General features: G+C 69.8%; 12 protein-coding genes and 1 riboswitch. Of the genes, 11 read left to right on the top strand and 1 reads right to left on the bottom strand.

What is annotated here, in order from left to right; all coding sequences use genetic code 11:
* Nucleotides 1-2: 2 nt before the first annotated feature.
* From hpnH to IQ210_RS26745, 6 genes are all read left to right on the top strand, one after another.
* Nucleotides 3-1,025, top strand: a complete 1,023-nt coding sequence (hpnH, locus tag IQ210_RS26770; protein WP_194081685.1) for an adenosyl-hopene transferase HpnH — start codon at nt 3-5, stop codon at nt 1,023-1,025.
* A 4-nt stretch (nt 1,026-1,029) separates the two neighbouring features.
* Nucleotides 1,030-2,187 carry a flavodoxin-dependent (E)-4-hydroxy-3-methylbut-2-enyl-diphosphate synthase gene (ispG, locus tag IQ210_RS26765; RefSeq protein WP_194081684.1) on the top strand — a complete coding sequence of 386 codons (1,158 nt, stop codon included), beginning with the start codon at nt 1,030-1,032 and terminating at the stop codon, nt 2,185-2,187.
* A 27-nt stretch (nt 2,188-2,214) separates the two neighbouring features.
* Nucleotides 2,215-4,146: a 1-deoxy-D-xylulose-5-phosphate synthase gene (gene dxs, locus IQ210_RS26760; RefSeq protein WP_194081683.1), complete on the top strand. Its 1,932-nt coding sequence runs from the start codon at nt 2,215-2,217 to the stop codon at nt 4,144-4,146.
* Nucleotides 4,143-5,528, top strand: a complete 1,386-nt coding sequence (locus tag IQ210_RS26755; protein WP_194081682.1) for an aspartate aminotransferase family protein — start codon at nt 4,143-4,145, stop codon at nt 5,526-5,528. Before dxs ends, IQ210_RS26755 begins: the two co-directional genes overlap by 4 nt.
* Nucleotides 5,529-5,600: 72 nt before the next feature.
* Nucleotides 5,601-6,248, top strand: coding sequence for a helix-turn-helix domain-containing protein (locus IQ210_RS26750; RefSeq protein WP_228048402.1), 648 nt, complete (start codon nt 5,601-5,603; stop codon nt 6,246-6,248).
* On the top strand, nt 6,245-6,367 hold the full coding sequence (locus tag IQ210_RS26745; protein ID WP_079308396.1) for a DUF6126 family protein: 123 nt from the start codon (nt 6,245-6,247) through the stop codon (nt 6,365-6,367). Before IQ210_RS26750 ends, IQ210_RS26745 begins: the two co-directional genes overlap by 4 nt.
* 4 nt (nt 6,368-6,371) lie before the next feature.
* Here the strand turns inward: IQ210_RS26745 and IQ210_RS26740 are convergent, their stop codons facing one another.
* Nucleotides 6,372-7,169: a tyrosine-protein phosphatase gene (locus IQ210_RS26740; RefSeq protein ID WP_194081681.1), complete on the bottom strand. Its 798-nt coding sequence runs from the start codon at nt 7,167-7,169 to the stop codon at nt 6,372-6,374.
* Nucleotides 7,170-7,348: 179 nt separating this feature from the next.
* Here IQ210_RS26740 and IQ210_RS26735 point away from each other — a divergent pair, with 179 nt between their 5' ends.
* The 5 genes from IQ210_RS26735 (at nt 7,349) to IQ210_RS26715 (ending at nt 15,560) form a co-directional block, all read left to right on the top strand.
* Nucleotides 7,349-9,430 (top strand): alpha-galactosidase, encoded by a 2,082-nt coding sequence (locus IQ210_RS26735; protein ID WP_194081680.1) that lies wholly within the window; start codon nt 7,349-7,351, stop codon nt 9,428-9,430.
* Nucleotides 9,431-9,737: 307 nt separating this feature from the next.
* Nucleotides 9,738-9,908, top strand: a riboswitch (cyclic di-AMP (ydaO/yuaA leader).
* 2 nt (nt 9,909-9,910) lie between these two features.
* Nucleotides 9,911-10,843, top strand: coding sequence for a M23 family metallopeptidase (locus IQ210_RS26730; RefSeq protein ID WP_194081679.1), 933 nt, complete (start codon nt 9,911-9,913; stop codon nt 10,841-10,843).
* Between the two features lie 247 nt (nt 10,844-11,090).
* Complete coding sequence (locus IQ210_RS26725) at nt 11,091-13,814, top strand: exo-rhamnogalacturonan lyase family protein (protein WP_194081677.1); 2,724 nt, start codon at nt 11,091-11,093, stop codon at nt 13,812-13,814.
* On the top strand, nt 13,811-14,860 hold the full coding sequence (locus IQ210_RS26720; protein ID WP_194081676.1) for a GDSL-type esterase/lipase family protein: 1,050 nt from the start codon (nt 13,811-13,813) through the stop codon (nt 14,858-14,860). The genes IQ210_RS26725 and IQ210_RS26720 overlap by 4 nt, the downstream gene beginning before the upstream one ends.
* Complete coding sequence (locus tag IQ210_RS26715; protein WP_194081675.1) at nt 14,844-15,560, top strand: DUF6250 domain-containing protein; 717 nt, start codon at nt 14,844-14,846, stop codon at nt 15,558-15,560. The genes IQ210_RS26720 and IQ210_RS26715 overlap by 17 nt, the downstream gene beginning before the upstream one ends.
* Nucleotides 15,561-15,630 lie beyond the last annotated feature (70 nt).

Below are 15,630 nucleotides of genomic sequence, written 5' to 3'. Positions count from 1 at the left end.
AGATGGCCATGCCGCTGCGTCAGTCCATCAAGGTCGCTACATACTTGGCCGAACAGAAGCTCCGCAAGCGGGACAAGTTCCCGCTGATCGTGGAGCTGGAACCCCTCTTCGCGTGCAACCTGAAGTGCGAGGGCTGCGGCAAGATCCAGCATCCGGCGGGCGTGCTCAAGCAGCGCATGCCGGTGGCGCAGGCCGTCGGGGCGGTCCTGGAGTCCGGTGCGCCGATGGTGTCCATCGCCGGCGGTGAGCCGCTGATGCACCCTCAGATCGACGAGATCGTGCGGCAGTTGGTGGCGAAGAAGAAGTACGTCTTCCTCTGCACCAACGCCATGCTGCTGCGCAAGAAGATGGACAAGTTCAAGCCCTCGCCCTACTTCGCCTTCGCCGTGCACATCGACGGGCTGCGCGAGCGGCACGACGAGTCGGTGGCCAAGGAAGGCGTGTTCGACGAGGCGGTGGAGGCGATCAAGGAGGCCAAGCGGCGCGGCTTCCGGGTCACCACCAACTCGACCTTCTTCAACACCGACACCCCGCAGACCATCATCGAGGTGCTCAACTTCCTCAACGACGACCTCAAGGTCGACGAGATGATGATCTCGCCCGCCTACGCCTACGAGAAGGCCCCCGACCAGGAGCACTTCCTGGGCGTGGAGCAGACCCGCGAGCTGTTCAAGAAGGCCTTCGCGGGCGGCAACCGGCGCAAGTGGCGGCTCAACCACTCCCCGCTCTTCCTGGACTTCCTGGAGGGCAAGGTCGACTTCCCGTGCACCGCCTGGGCCATCCCGAACTACTCCCTGTTCGGCTGGCAGCGCCCCTGCTACCTGATGAGCGACGGCTACGTCCCGACGTACCGCGAACTCATCGAGGAGACCGACTGGGACAAGTACGGCCGCGGCAAGGACCCGCGCTGCGCCAACTGCATGGCCCACTGCGGCTACGAGCCCACCGCCGTCCTCGCCACCATGGGCTCGCTCAAGGAGTCGCTGCGCGCGATGCGCGAGACGGTCTCCGGAAACCGGGAGTGAGGTCATGACCGCCGTCTCCCTCGGCGTCCCCGAGATGCCGGTCCGGCCGATCGCCGAGCGGCGCGTGTCGCGGCAGATCCAGGTCGGGCCGGTGGCGGTCGGGGGCGGGGCCCCGGTGTCGGTGCAGTCGATGACGACGACCCGCACCTCCGACATCGGCGCCACGCTCCAGCAGATCGCCGAACTCACCGCGTCCGGCTGCCAGATCGTCCGCGTCGCCTGCCCCACGCAGGACGACGCGGACGCACTGGCCACCATCGCCCGCAAGTCCCAGATCCCGGTGATCGCGGACATCCACTTCCAGCCCAAGTACGTGTTCGCGGCGATCGAGGCCGGCTGCGCGGCCGTACGCGTCAACCCCGGGAACATCAAGCAGTTCGACGACAAGGTCAAGGAGATCGCGCGGGCCGCGAAGGATCACGGCACGCCGATCCGGATCGGGGTCAACGCCGGTTCGCTGGACCGGCGGTTGCTCCAGAAGTACGGCAAGGCGACGCCCGAGGCGCTGGTCGAATCGGCGCTGTGGGAGGCGTCGTTGTTCGAGGAGCACGGGTTCCGGGACATCAAGATCTCCGTGAAGCACAACGACCCCGTGGTGATGGTGGGGGCGTACCAACTGCTCGCCGAGCAGTGCGACTACCCGCTGCACCTGGGCGTCACCGAGGCCGGTCCCGCCTTCCAGGGGACGATCAAGTCCGCGGTCGCCTTCGGGGCGCTCCTCAGCAGGGGGATCGGCGACACCATCCGGGTGTCGCTGTCCGCGCCGCCCGCCGAGGAGGTCAAGGTCGGCATCCAGATCCTGGAGTCCCTGGGCCTCAGGCAACGCCGGCTGGAGATCGTGTCGTGTCCGTCCTGCGGGCGCGCCCAGGTCGACGTCTACAAGCTGGCCGACGAGGTCACGGCGGGCCTGGAGGGCATGGAAGTGCCCCTGCGGGTAGCCGTGATGGGTTGTGTGGTCAACGGCCCCGGTGAGGCGCGGGAGGCCGACCTCGGGGTCGCCTCCGGCAACGGCAAGGGGCAGATCTTCGTGAAGGGCGAGGTCGTCAAGACCGTCCCCGAGTCGAAGATCGTGGAGACCCTCATCGAGGAAGCGATGAAGATCGCCGAACAGATGGAGCAGGACGGCGTCGCGTCGGGGGAGCCGGCCGTCACCGTGAGTTGAACAGCACGGACCGAAGGGGGCCCGAGCGTGACGATTCTGGAGAACATCCGGGGACCACGCGACCTGAAGGCGCTGTCCGAGGCGGAACTCGGTGAACTGTCCGAAGAGATCAGAGAGTTCCTGGTGCACTCGGTCGCCAGGACCGGCGGCCACCTCGGGCCCAACCTGGGGGTGGTGGAACTCTCCATCGCCCTCCACCGGGTCTTCGAGTCGCCCGTCGACCGCATCGTGTGGGACACCGGCCATCAGAGCTACGTCCACAAGATCCTGACGGGGCGTCAGGACTTCTCCAAGCTGCGTGGCAAGGGCGGCCTGTCCGGCTACCCCTCGCGCGAGGAGTCCGAGCACGACATCGTCGAGAACAGCCACGCCTCCACCGCGCTCGGCTGGGCCGACGGACTCGCCAAGGCCCGCCAGGTGCAGGGAGAGAAGGGGCACGTGGTCGCGGTCATCGGCGACGGCGCGCTCACCGGCGGCATGGCCTGGGAGGCGCTGAACAACATCGCGGCCGCCAAGGACCGGCCGCTGATCATCGTCGTCAACGACAACGAGCGGTCCTACGCGCCCACCATCGGCGGCCTCGCCAACCACCTGGCCACCCTGCGCACGACCGACAGCTACGAGAAGGTGCTGGCCTGGGGCAAGGACGTGCTTCAGCGCACCCCGGTCGTCGGCATGACGGTGTACGAGGCGCTGCACGGGGCGAAGAAGGGCTTCAAGGACGCCTTCGCGCCGCAGGGGCTCTTCGAGGACCTGGGGCTGAAGTACGTCGGCCCGATCGACGGGCACGACATCGGGGCCGTCGAGTCGGCGCTGCGGCGCGCGAAACGCTTCCACGGGCCCGTCCTCATCCACTGCCTCACCGAGAAGGGGCGCGGCTACGAACCCGCCCTGGCGCACGAGGAGGACCACTTCCACACCGTCGGCGTGATGGACCCGCTCACCTGCGAGCCCCTCTCACCGTCCAACGGACCTTCCTGGACCTCGGTGTTCGGCGACGAGATCGTCAGGATCGGGGAGGAGCGCGAGGACGTCGTGGCGATCACGGCGGCCATGCTGCACCCGGTGGGGCTCGGCAAGTTCGCCGCACGCTTCCCGGACCGGGTGTGGGACGTCGGCATCGCCGAGCAGCACGCGGCCGTCTCGGCAGCTGGGCTCGCGACCGGCGGGCTGCATCCCGTCGTCGCCGTGTACGCCACCTTCCTGAACCGCGCTTTCGACCAGTTGCTGATGGATGTCGCCCTGCACCGCTGCGGAGTCACCTTCGTCCTGGACCGGGCCGGGGTCACGGGCGTCGACGGCGCCTCTCACAACGGCATGTGGGACATGTCGATCCTCCAGGTCGTCCCCGGCCTGCGGATCGCCGCGCCGCGCGACGCCGAGCAGTTGCGGGCGCAGCTCCGGGAGGCCGTCGCGGTGGACGACGCGCCGACGCTGGTGCGGTTCCCGAAGGAGTCGGTCGGCCCCGAGGTCCCCGCGGTGGACCGTGTGGGCGGCATGGACGTGCTGCGCCGCGGGGAACGGCCCGAGGTGCTCATGGTGGCCGTCGGTGTCATGGCACCCGTCTGCCTCCAGGCCGCCGAGCTGTTGGAGGCGCGGGGCATCAACTGCACGGTCGTGGACCCCCGTTGGGTCAAGCCCGTCGATCCCGCGCTACCGGGTCTCGCCGCCGAGCACCGTCTGGTGGCGGTCGTCGAGGACAACAGCCGTGCGGCCGGTGTCGGCGCGGCGGTCGCGCTGGCCCTGGGGGACGCCGAAGTCGACGTACCGGTACGGCGGTTCGGCATCCCGGAGCAGTTCCTCGCGCACGCCAAGCGCGGTGAGGTGCTCGCCGACATCGGGCTCACGCCGGTCGAGGTCGCCGGACGGATCAGCGCGAGCCTGACCGTCAAGGAGGCCGAAGGCGCTTTGGCCGACATGGAGCAGCCCGACGGCCCACTCAAGGAGAAACCCGAATGACCACCGAGTTCGACCTCGGCAGACTCCTCGCCGAGCGCGGAGCCGAGCGCTACGAGCTGCACACCAAGTACCTCAACCACCAGCTCCCGCGCATGCTGCACACCATCGGCTTCGACAAGGTCTACGAGCGGGCCGAGGGCGCCTACTTCTGGGACGCGGACGGCAACGACTACCTGGACATGCTCGCCGGGTTCGGGGTGATGGGCCTGGGCCGCCATCACCCCGTCGTCCGCAAGGCGCTGCACGACGTCCTCGACGCCGGCCTCGCCGACCTCACCCGCTTCGACTGCCAGCCGCTGCCCGGGCTGCTGGCGGAGAAGCTGCTCGCGTACAGCCCGCATCTGGACCGGGTGTTCTTCGGCAACAGCGGCACCGAGGCGGTCGAGACCGCGCTGAAGTTCGCCCGCCGCGCCACCGGCAGGCCCCGCGTCCTGTACTGCGAGCACGCCTTCCACGGGCTCACCACGGGCTCGCTGTCGGTCAACGGCGAGGACGGCTTCCGGGACGGCTTCGCCCCGCTGCTGCCCGACACCGCCGTACCCCTCGGTGATCTCGACGCCCTGGCAAGGGAGTTGAAGAAGGGCGACGTCGCCGCCCTGATCGTCGAGCCGATCCAGGGCAAGGGCGTCCACGAGGCCCCGCCCGGCTATCTGCGGGCCGCCCAGGAACTGCTGCACAAGCACAAGGCGTTGCTCATCGCGGACGAGGTGCAGACCGGCCTCGGGCGCACCGGTGACTTCTACGCCTACCAGCACGAGGACGGCGTCGAGCCCGACCTGGTGTGCGTGGCGAAGGCGCTGTCCGGCGGCTATGTGCCCGTGGGCGCCACGCTCGGCAAGGACTGGATCTTCAAGAAGGTCTACTCATCGATCGACCGCGTCCTGGTCCACTCGGCGAGCTTCGGGTCCAACGCGCAGGCCATGGCGGCGGGCCTGGCGGTGCTGTCCGTCATGGAGAACGAGCAGATCGTCGCCAACGCCCGGGCGACGGGCGAGCTGCTGAAGTCCCGGCTCGCCGCGCTCGTCGACAAGTACGAGCTGCTCGCCGACGTGCGCGGCCGGGGCCTGATGGTCGGCATCGAGTTCGGGCGGCCCAAGTCGCTGGGGCTGCGCAGCCGTTGGACCATGCTCCAGGCCGCGCGCAAGGGGCTGTTCGCCCAGATGGTCGTCGTACCGCTGCTCCAGCGGCACCGGATTCTGACGCAGGTGTCCGGCGATCACCTGGAGGTGATCAAGCTGATTCCGCCGCTGACCGTGGGGGAGCGGGAGGTGGACCGGTTCGTCGACGCCTTCACGGAGATCATGGATGACGCCCATGGCGGGGGCGGGCTGATGTGGGACTTCGGCAAGACGCTGGTGAAGCAGGCAGTGGCCAACCGGTAGCCGCCCCTCGGGGATTTTGCCTCTGAGGCAAGAAATTTGCCGCAGAGGCAAGCCTCCGGCTGAATGGAGAGCATGAGCTCTCCGGAATCCGAGCCGGGCCCGGCCGACTCCCTGGCTGCCGACTCCCTGGCTGCCGACGCCCTGCCCGCCGTCGCACCGCAGCTTCGCGCCCTGCGCCGCCGCGCCTCCCTGACGCTGGAGGCCGCCGCCCGCAGCGCCGGGCTCTCGCCCGCGCACCTCTCCCGGCTGGAGACCGGGCAGCGCCAGCCCTCGCTGCCGATGCTGCTCGCGCTCGCCCGCATCTACGGTACGACCGTCTCCGAACTGCTCGGCGAGACGGTCACCGAACGGGACGCCGTGGTGCGCGCCGCCGACATGGAACCGACCGCCGCCGGCGGCTGGACCTACTGGCAGGCCGGTGCCGCCGGGCGCGGCATGCAGGCGCTGCGGGTGCAGGTGCCGTACGGCTCACAGGGCGACATCGTGCGCGTCCATCCCGGCGAGGAGTGGCTGTACGTGCTGCGCGGCCGCCTCCGGCTGCGGCTCGGGGACACCACGCACCGGCTCGGACCCGGCGACAGCGCGCACTTCGACTCGCTCACCCCGCACCGCATCGCGGCCCAGGACCCCGACGGGACCGAGCTGCTCTTCGTCCACACCCTGTTGCAGAGCCCCACGGCCACCCTGTGCCTGGGCCCGACCCCTGGAGAGACGCCATGACCGACATGGAGGAGAAGTTCCCGCGCGCCCTGTGGGTACGGCTGATCATCTACATCGCCGTCGGGCACGTCTTCGCGGCCTTCATCTACCTGCTGTTCGAGGTGGGCGCCGGGCAGTGAACCGTCAGTCGAGCAGGCGCTCGCGCAGCCGCTCCCGGATCTCCGGCGTGATGCCGAGCCCCTGCTCCAGATAGGCCTCGACGCCGCCCCAGGTCTCCTCGATGGTCTCGAAGGCGGCCTCCAGATACTCCGCGCGGGCGTCGAAGAGCGGCGCGAGCAGCTCCATGACCTCGGGGGAGTAGGCGGCGACCGAGCTGCTGCTGCGGTGCACCTTGTAGCGGCGGTGCTTGGCGTTGGACTCCAGGTAGTCGGCGACGATCGCCTCCCGCTCCACGCCGAGCGCGAGCAGCGTCACCGCTATCGACAGACCCGCGCGGTCCTTGCCCGCCGCGCAGTGCATCAGCGCCGGGACGCTGTCCTCGGCGAGGGAGTGCAGCACGCGCGCGTGCTCCGCGGTGCGCTCCTTCACGATCTTCCGGTACGAGGCGATCATCCGGTTCGCCGCCTTGTTGTCGCCGAGGATCTCGCGCAGCTGCTCGATCTCGCCGTCCCGGACCATCTTCCAGAACTCCGCGCCGTCCGCCGGGTCGCTCAGCGGCAGGTTCACATTGCGCACACCCGCCAGCTCGACGTCCGGACCCTCCAGCTTCTGGTCCGAGGCGTTGCGGAAGTCGAAGATCGTGTGCAGCCCGAGGGAGTCCAGGAACGCGGCGTCCTCGTCGGTCGCGTGCGCGAGATGGCCGCTGCGGAACAGCACCCCGTACCGCACCCGCCGGCCGTCCTCGGTCGGCAGGCCGCCCACGTCACGGAAGTTGCGGACTCCGGCCAGCTCGGGCTCGGTCGACGGGATCTGCTGCGTCACGGGGGCTCCTCCCAGCCGGCCCCGTCGCCGCGGCTCGCCGACGGGCACGCTTCCGACGATACGACATGGGTTCCTGGGGCAATGAGTTGTCCACAGGCGTTGCATCCGGGCCCCTCGGCCCTTGATGATGTTGGTACTTGAGTACCACTGTTCGACCCTGTTCGCATCTGTGAGGTTCCATGCTGGAGATCGCCCCCAACGGCCGCACCTGGCTCCTGACCGGGCCCGCCAGCAGCTACGCCGTCCACCTCACCGAGGGCGACGAGCTGCTGCATCTGCACTGGGGCCCGACCATCGCGCTGGCCGACGCCGAGGCGCTCGCGGTCCGTCCACTGCCCGACTACTGGCCCTTCGAGTCCCCGCTCGACGGACGCGAGGAGTACCCGGTCGAGGGCGGCCCCCGCTTCGTCCGCCCCGCCCTTTCGGTCCGCACCGACGAGCGCCGCGGCACCGAGTGGAGCTTCGAGGCGTACGAGACCGACGCCGACGCCGATGAGCTTCGGCTCCGCTTCCGGGACGGCGGGCTCGTCGTCACGCTGCACTACCGCATGCGCGGCGACGTGGTGGAGCGCTGGACGACCCTGGAGAACCAGGGGCCGGACACCCTGGAGCTGCTTCGCGCCGACTCCGCCACCTGGACCCTGCCCGACCGCGAGGACTGGCGGCTCTCCCAGCTGCACGGCCGCTGGGCCGCCGAGTCCCGGCTCGTGCGCTCCCCCCTCACCTACGGTGAGAAGGTCATCGGCAGCCGCCGCGGCCACACCAGCCACCAGCACCTGCCCTGGGTCGCCCTCGACACCGACGCCACGGAGGAGCGCGGCGAGGTCTACGCCTGCGCCCTCGGCTGGTCGGGCTCCTGGCGGATCGCGGTGGCCCAACTCCCCGACACGCGCGTGCAGATCACCGGCGGCGCCGGATACGACGAGTCGGGGCTGCTGAGCCTGGCGGCGGGCGAGCCGTTCACCACGCCCGTCTTCGCCGGACTGTGGAGCGACGGCGGTTTCGGCGGCGCCAGCCGGGCCTGGCACGCCTACCAGCGGACGTACGTCGTCCCGGAGGCCGACCAGGACCGGCCGGTGCTGTTCAACTCCTGGGAGGCCACCGAGTTCGACATCTCCGAGGAGCAGCAGGGGAACCTCGCGCGGCGGGCCGCGGCCATCGGCGTCGAGCTGTTCGTCGTCGACGACGGCTGGTTCGGCGCCCGCACCAGCGACCGCGCCGGGCTCGGCGACTGGACGGTCAACCGAGACCGCTTCCCGGGCGGCCTGAAGCCCCTCGCCGACTATGTGCACGCGCTCGGGATGCAGTTCGGCATCTGGGTCGAGCCCGAGATGGTCAACCCGGACAGCGACCTGTACCGGGCACACCCCGACTGGGTGCAGTTCCAGCCGGGACGAAAGCGGACGGAACTGCGCAATCAGCTCGTCCTCAACCTCGCGCGTGAGGACGTCCAGGAGTACCTGTGGGGGCAGCTCGACGCGCTGCTGTCCAGCGCCCCGATCGACTACGTGAAGTGGGACTTCAACCGCTGCTTCACCGACGCGGGCTGGCCCGGCGAGGCCTATCCGCAGCGGCTCTGGGTCGACCATGTGCACGCCTTCTACGCCCTGTTGGACCGGCTGCGGGCCGCCCACCCCGGCGTCGCCTTCGAGTCCTGCTCGGGCGGCGGCGGCCGCATCGACCTCGGTGTCCTCGGCCGTACGGACCAGGTGTGGACCTCCGACAACACCGACCCGCTCGACCGGCTCGCCATCCAGCACGGCTTCAGCCAGATCCACCCCGCGCGCGTGATGGCGGCCTGGGTCACCGACAGTCCGAACGCCATGCTCAACGGCCGTGTCAGCTCCTTGCGCTTCCGCTTCGTCAGCGCCATGGCGGGCGTGCTCGGCGTCGGCGGCGACCTCACCCAGTGGACCGAGGAGGAGCTCGCCGAGGCCCGCGAGTGGGTGGAGCTCTACAAGGACATCCGGCCGCTCGTGCAGCGCGGCGACCAGTACCGGCTGCGGGCGCCGCAGGGCGACGGCCTGAGCGCCGTGCAGTACGTCCTCGGGGACGAGGCCGTCGTCCTCGCCTGGCTCCAGTCGCAGCGGTACGGCGAACCCGTTCCGGCGCTGCGGCTGCGCGGACTCGACCCGACAGCGTCGTATGAATGCCGTGAAACGGGCGAAATTCACAGAGGTGCCGTATTGCTGCATCACGGGCTGCGGGTGGGATTGCGGGGCGATCTGGATGCGGCAGTTCTACGGCTGCGTCGCATCTGAGCTTTCTGTCCGAATTGGCGGCTTCCGTAGGCTTCATTCCAACTCGCTCTGGAATAAGGGAAGCTGTGGAAACGGCACGTGAGCAGCGTCATATCGGTGACCCTGAGTCGCCCGTCATGTTCACGTAATTCGCCTTCAAAAGCTGGGTGTTTGCGTTCCGGGAAGGCCCGCCGAAACACGGAGGGTGACCGTGAATTTCACAGCGGATCAAGAGGAACGCAATCACCCTGGAACCTCTTACTTGTCCCTTTGCGTCTTCCTCGCTTACGTTCGCCACCAATCCGGACGGACGCCCAATCCTGCCGCCGCCCGGAATCCGCACAACTCACCCGTGAACGGCAGGAGCGGGGGACCCACAGGTACAACCGCCTGGACCGGTCTTCCGGAACAGGCTTGGGGTTAAGTCGCACCTCGGTGCGTCCGGACATCTCCAGTCCGCACCCGACAGCTCACCTCGCAGGCGCCGGAGAGGAATTCGCCATGCCCGCGAAGGGTAAGCACCGCCGTCCGAAGTCCCAGCGCCTCACCCGCTCGATCGCCGTCGCCGGAACCGGTGGCGCCGCACTCGCCCTGCCTCTGATGGGTGCCACCGGCGCCCACGCGGCCACCGGCCAGTCCGTTTCGGAAAAGGCCGTCCAGTCCGTTCCGGTCGCCGCGAAGACGGTCACCGAGAAGGCCACACAGAAGAAGGACGCGGCGAACACCGCGACAGTGCGCACCTATTCGGTGAAGGCCGGCGACTACCTCTCGAAGATCGCCGACGAGCAGAACGTCACCGGCGGCTGGAAGAAGCTGTACTCGGACAACCGCGAGGCCGTCGGGTCCGACCCGTCGCTCATCCACCCCGGCCTGAAGCTCACGCTGGGCAAGAAGGCGGCGGCGAGCACGGAGAAGTCCGCCGACACGTCGGGCAGCACGCAGAAGTCCTCTTCCTCTTCCTCGTCGTCTTCGGACAAGACGACCGCCACCCAGAGCAGCGAGACGACCAGCACCGCCAGTTCCAGCGGCTTCACGCTTCCCGTCTCCGGCGCCACCGTCGGCACGGCGTACCACACGGCCGGCAGCATGTGGTCCAGCGGTTACCACACGGGTGTCGACTTCGTCGTCCCGACCGGCACCTCGCTGAAGGCCGTGGGCGCGGGCACCGTCGTCTCCGCCGGCTGGGGCGGCGCGTACGGCAACCAGGTCGTCATCAAGCTCGCCGACGGCTACTACGCGCAGTACGCCCACCTGTCCTCGCTCTCGGTCTCGTCCGGCCAGACCGTCACCGAGGGCCAGCAGGTCGGCCTCTCCGGCGCCACCGGCAACGTGACCGGTCCGCACCTCCACTTCGAGATCCGGACGACGCCGGACTACGGCTCGGACGTGGACCCGGTGGCGTACCTCCGCTCGAAGGGCGTCGCCGTCGGCTGACGCTCCTTTCTGAGGGTGCCGCGTCGGCTGACGCTCCCTCCCCCGATGCCATCGAAGGCCGGATCCCGATCCCCGGGTCCGGTCTTCGGTGTTTGGTCCTGCCGTTTCATGATCGCTTCATTGCGGTCTTGTGGCGCGGCCGTCCAAACCGTCGACAGGGAGGGGAGGGTGGGACCACAGTGATCTCCGAAGCGATGCAAGCGCTTTCTGTTCGCCATCGCATCCGCACTCGCACCCGGAGGTCCCCGTGCCCGGCGTCGACCGACGCACCGTCATCAAGGGCGCCGCAGCCGCGGCCGCCGCGGCCCAGTTCTCCTGGGCCCTGTCCCGCACCGCCGCCGCGGCGGACGCCGACGACACCGAACTGCACTGGCTGGAGGGCGTGGCGCCCGACGTCCACGCCGGAGCCACCTGGGGCGTGCCGTGGGCGCGCGGGGCGTACCGGCCGGAGCAGACCTTCCGGCTGACGACCGCCGCGGGCGACGAGGTGCCCGTCCAGAGCTGGGTCACCGGCTACTGGCCCGACGGCTCGGTGAAGTGGACGGCCCACGCCCTCGCGCCGGGCGCCCCGAAGGCCTCCGCCTACAAGCTGGCGGCGGGCACCCCGGCCGTGCCGGAGCAGCGGGTCACGGTCACCCGGTCCGCGGGCCGCGTCGAGGTGTCGACCGGCGTCATCACAGCCGTGTTCGGCGCCAAGGGCTCCGACACCGTCGTACGGAGTGTGCGGCGTGGGTCGGCCGAGATCGCCCGGGACGGCAAGCTGGTCGCCCTGCGCCAGGAGTCGGTGCGGGAGGGCGCGGACGTCTCGCACTTCCTCGGCCGGGTCGAGAAGGTCGAGGTGGAGCAGGACGGTCCGGTCCGGGCCGTCGTCCGCGTCGAGGGCCGGCACCGCAGCGGCGGGCGGGACTGGCTGCCGTACACCCTGCGCTTCTCCTTCTTCGCCGGTGCCGACTCCTTCCGGCTGGTGCACACCTTCGTCTGGGACGGCGAGCAGACGCCGGGCTCGGACCAGGGGGACTTCCTGCGCGGTCTGGGCGTCCGCTTCACCGTGCCGCTGAGCGACCGGCCCTATGACCGCCATGTGCGGTTCGCCGACTCGGGCGGCGGTCTGTTCAGCGAGGCCGTCCAGGGCATCACCGGGCTGCGCCGCGACCCCGGGGCGGCGGTGCGCGCGGCCCAGATCGCCGGTGAGCGGCTGCCTGACACCTCGACCTGGGACACCCGGGTCTCCGGTCGCCTCGCCTACATCCCGACCTGGGGCGACTACACCCTGACCCAGCCCAACGCCGACGGCTACACCGTCCGCAAGCGCACCAAGGCGGGCTACGGCTGGATCCACGCCGCGGCCGGCCGCCGCGCCGGAGGCTTCGGCTACGTCGGCGGCGCGAGCGGCGGACTCTCCTTCGGGCTGCGGGACTTCTGGCAGCGCCACCCGGCCCAGCTGGACGTACGCGGGGCCGCGGGAGACGCCGCCGAGGCCACCGTATGGCTCTACTCGCCGGAGGCCCAGCCGCTCGACCTGCGCTTCTACCACGACGGCCTGGGCCAGGACACGTACGAGGAGCAGTCCGACGGCGGTCTGGAGATCACGTACGAGGACTACGAGCCCGGCTTCGGCACCCCGTACGGCATCGCCCGCACCAGTGAACTGACCTTCTGGGCCCTGGAGAAGACGCCGACGGCGACCGTGCTCGCCGCGCAGGCCGCAGCCGTCGCGACCCCGCCGCTCCTCACCGCCACGCCCCAACGGCTGCATGCTGCCGGGGTGTTCGGCGACTGGGCGCCCGTCGACCGTGCCGACAAGGCGCGTTCGGCGATCGAGGACCGTCTCGACGGCCTGTTCGCCTACTACCGCGACCAGCGTGAACAGCACCGCTGGTACGGCTTCCTCGACTACGGCGACGTCCAGCACACCTACGACAACGACCGGCACGTCTGGCGCTACGACGTCGGCGGATACGCCTGGGACAACTCGGAGTTGGGGACCGACCTCTGGCTCTGGTACCACTTCCTGCGCACGGGTTCCGCCGAGGTGTTCCGGTTCGCGGAGGCGATGACCCGGCACACCGGCGAGGTCGACGTCTACCACCTCGGCAAGTGGGCGGGCCTCGGCACCCGGCACGGCGTGCAGCACTGGGCGGACAGCGCCAAGCAGGTCCGCATCTCCACGGCCGCCAACCGCCGCTTCTACTACTTCCTCACCGGCGACGAACGCACCGGCGACCTGCTGTCCGAACTCGTCGACGTGGAGCGGACGTTCCTGGAGGTCGACCCGCAGCGCAAGGTCCGCACGGACGGCTACACCCCCGGCGACCGGCACGCGCTGTCGGTCGGCTTCGGCACCGACTGGGGCGGCATCTCGGCGGCCTGGCTCACCGAGTGGGAGCGGCGCGGCCCGCACGCCGAGAAGGCGAAGGCCAAGCTGGTCAACTCGCTGCGGACGATCGCCGCGCAGCCCAACGGCTTCTTCACCGGCACGGGGCTGCTGGACGCGGACACCGGCAAGTTCGCGGTCACGACGAGCACGGCGGTGAGCGTGTCGCACCTCAGTGCCGTCTTCGGCCTCGTCGAGACCAACAGCGAACTCGTGTCCCTGTTCGGCGACGAGGAGCCCGAGTTCCGCACCGCCTGGCTGAACTACGCGCAGTACTACAACGCCACCGACGCCCAGAAGAGGCAACTCACCGGCTCCACCTGGAAGTCGGCGCTGCCCGCCGCGCACTCCCGGATCACTGCCTACGCGGCCCAGCGCAAGAACGACCCCACGCTCGCCACACGCGCGTGGAACGAGTTCTTCACCGGCAGCGACACCTACTTCCCGTCCAACGACTGGAACCCGGTGACGATCAAGACGCCGGCCGTGCTGCGGACGACCGAGGAGATCCCCTGGGTCTCCACCAACTCCTCGGCCCAGTGGGCGCTCGCGGCGATCCAGAACCTCGCCCTGATCGGCGATCGGATCCCGTCATGAGACGCGCCGGACTGATCGCGGCGGTGACCGCGGGCCTGGTCATGGGAGCGGTACAACCCGTGGCGGCCGCCGAGGACTTCGTACGGCCGAACGACCGGCGCCTCGGCTACGAGGGCCACTGGGGCCGCACCGCGGAAGCGGCGGTCACCGTCAACTCCGGTGCCCGGCTGGGCTTCCGCTTCGCCGGGCACAGCGTCCACGCCCTGTTCGACGTCTCGTCGATCACCGTGCCCGCACAGATCTACGTGTCGGTCGACGGCGGCCCCAAACAGCTGTACGCGGTCGACCGCGAGGACATCGAGATCACCGCGGCCGGGCGCGGCCCGCACCGGGTCGAGCTGTCGGTGAAGGACGTGTTCTCCCGTGCGAACCGGTGGACCCCGCCCCTGGAGACCGGCGTCGTGCTGACCGGTGTGCGCGGGCGGCTGTTGCCGCAACACCCTGTGCACAGTCCGCGGTTCGTCTTCTACGGCGACTCCATCACCCAGGGCGTCATGGCCCTGTGCGAGGTGAACACCTCCGACTGCGCCGACGGCACCGCCGCGTATCCGACGCTGGTCGCCGACGCGCTGCACGCCTCCCTGACCCAGGTCGGCTTCGGGCGGCAGGGCGTGATCCAGACGGGCAACGGGGGAGTGCCGGCGGCGTCCGACGCGTACGGCTGGAACTACGCGGGCTCCAAGGCGGATTCGGACCGTCACGCCGATGTGATCGTGGTGAACCAGGGCACCAACGACACCGCGTGGGGCTCGACGGAGTTCCGTGCTGCCTACCGCACCTACCTCGACCAGCTGCGGACCGCGGCACCGCACGCGCGCATCCTCGCGCTGCGGCCGTTCAACGGCTCGCACGCCGAGGACATCGCGGCCGTAGTGGCTCAACTGGCCGACAGGCGCATCGAGTTCGTCGACACGACCGACTGGCTCTCCCTGACGGACGGGGACTTCAACGGGACCGTCCATCCCAGCGCCCAGGGCCACCGCAAGGTGGCCGACCGACTGATCACCCTTCTGGAAGGAGCCGTTTCCCATGACCACCACGCGTAGAGCCTTCGGAGCCCTCGCCGCAGGTGCCGCACTCGCGGCCCTCGCGCCCGCCACCAGCGCGAGTGCGATCCCGCGCCACCGCCGCCTCCTCGCCCACGACGACTTCCGGCACGGCCTCGGCCAGTGGGCCGTGGAACTGGAGAAGGGCGGTACCGTCACCGCTTCCCGAGGCGTCCTGGAGTCCGACGTCCCGGCCGGCGCGACGATCTGGTTCCGCAAGCGCCTCGAAGGCCCCTACGTCATCGAGTACACGGCGACCCCCGTGTCCGAGGGCGGCGTCAACGACCGGGTCTCCGACCTCAACAACTTCTGGAACGCCACCGACGTCCGGTCCCCCGACGACCTCTTCGCCACGCAGCGCGGCGGCGCCCTGGCCGAGTACGACTACCTCACGACGTACTACTCCGGCTACGGCGCCAACTACAACACCACCACCCGCCTGCGCCGGTACGTCGGCGAGGCCGGGGTGCGGCCGCTGGTCTACGACTACACACAGCCGCTGCTCACGGCCAACGCCCCGCACCGGGTCCGGATCGTCTCCGACGGCTCCACCCAGCGGTGGTGGGTCAACGGGCAGCTGGTCTTCGACTACAGCGACCCGGAGCCGTACACGAGCGGCCACTTCGCCTTCCGCACCACCTGGAGCCACTTCCGCTTCGGTGACTTCCGGGTGTGGCGGTTGAGCCCACAACATCCCTGATCGGAGAGGTATTCCGGGCTTGGCCAACACTTTAGGAGTGGCTTATCTCACCGCACGTCAACCCTTCCTT

Origin of the sequence: Streptomyces justiciae (assembly GCF_015163075.1) — a bacterium.
GTDB classification, from domain to species: domain Bacteria; phylum Actinomycetota; class Actinomycetes; order Streptomycetales; family Streptomycetaceae; genus Streptomyces; species Streptomyces justiciae.
This window is presented reverse-complemented; position numbering and strand designations above follow the sequence as displayed.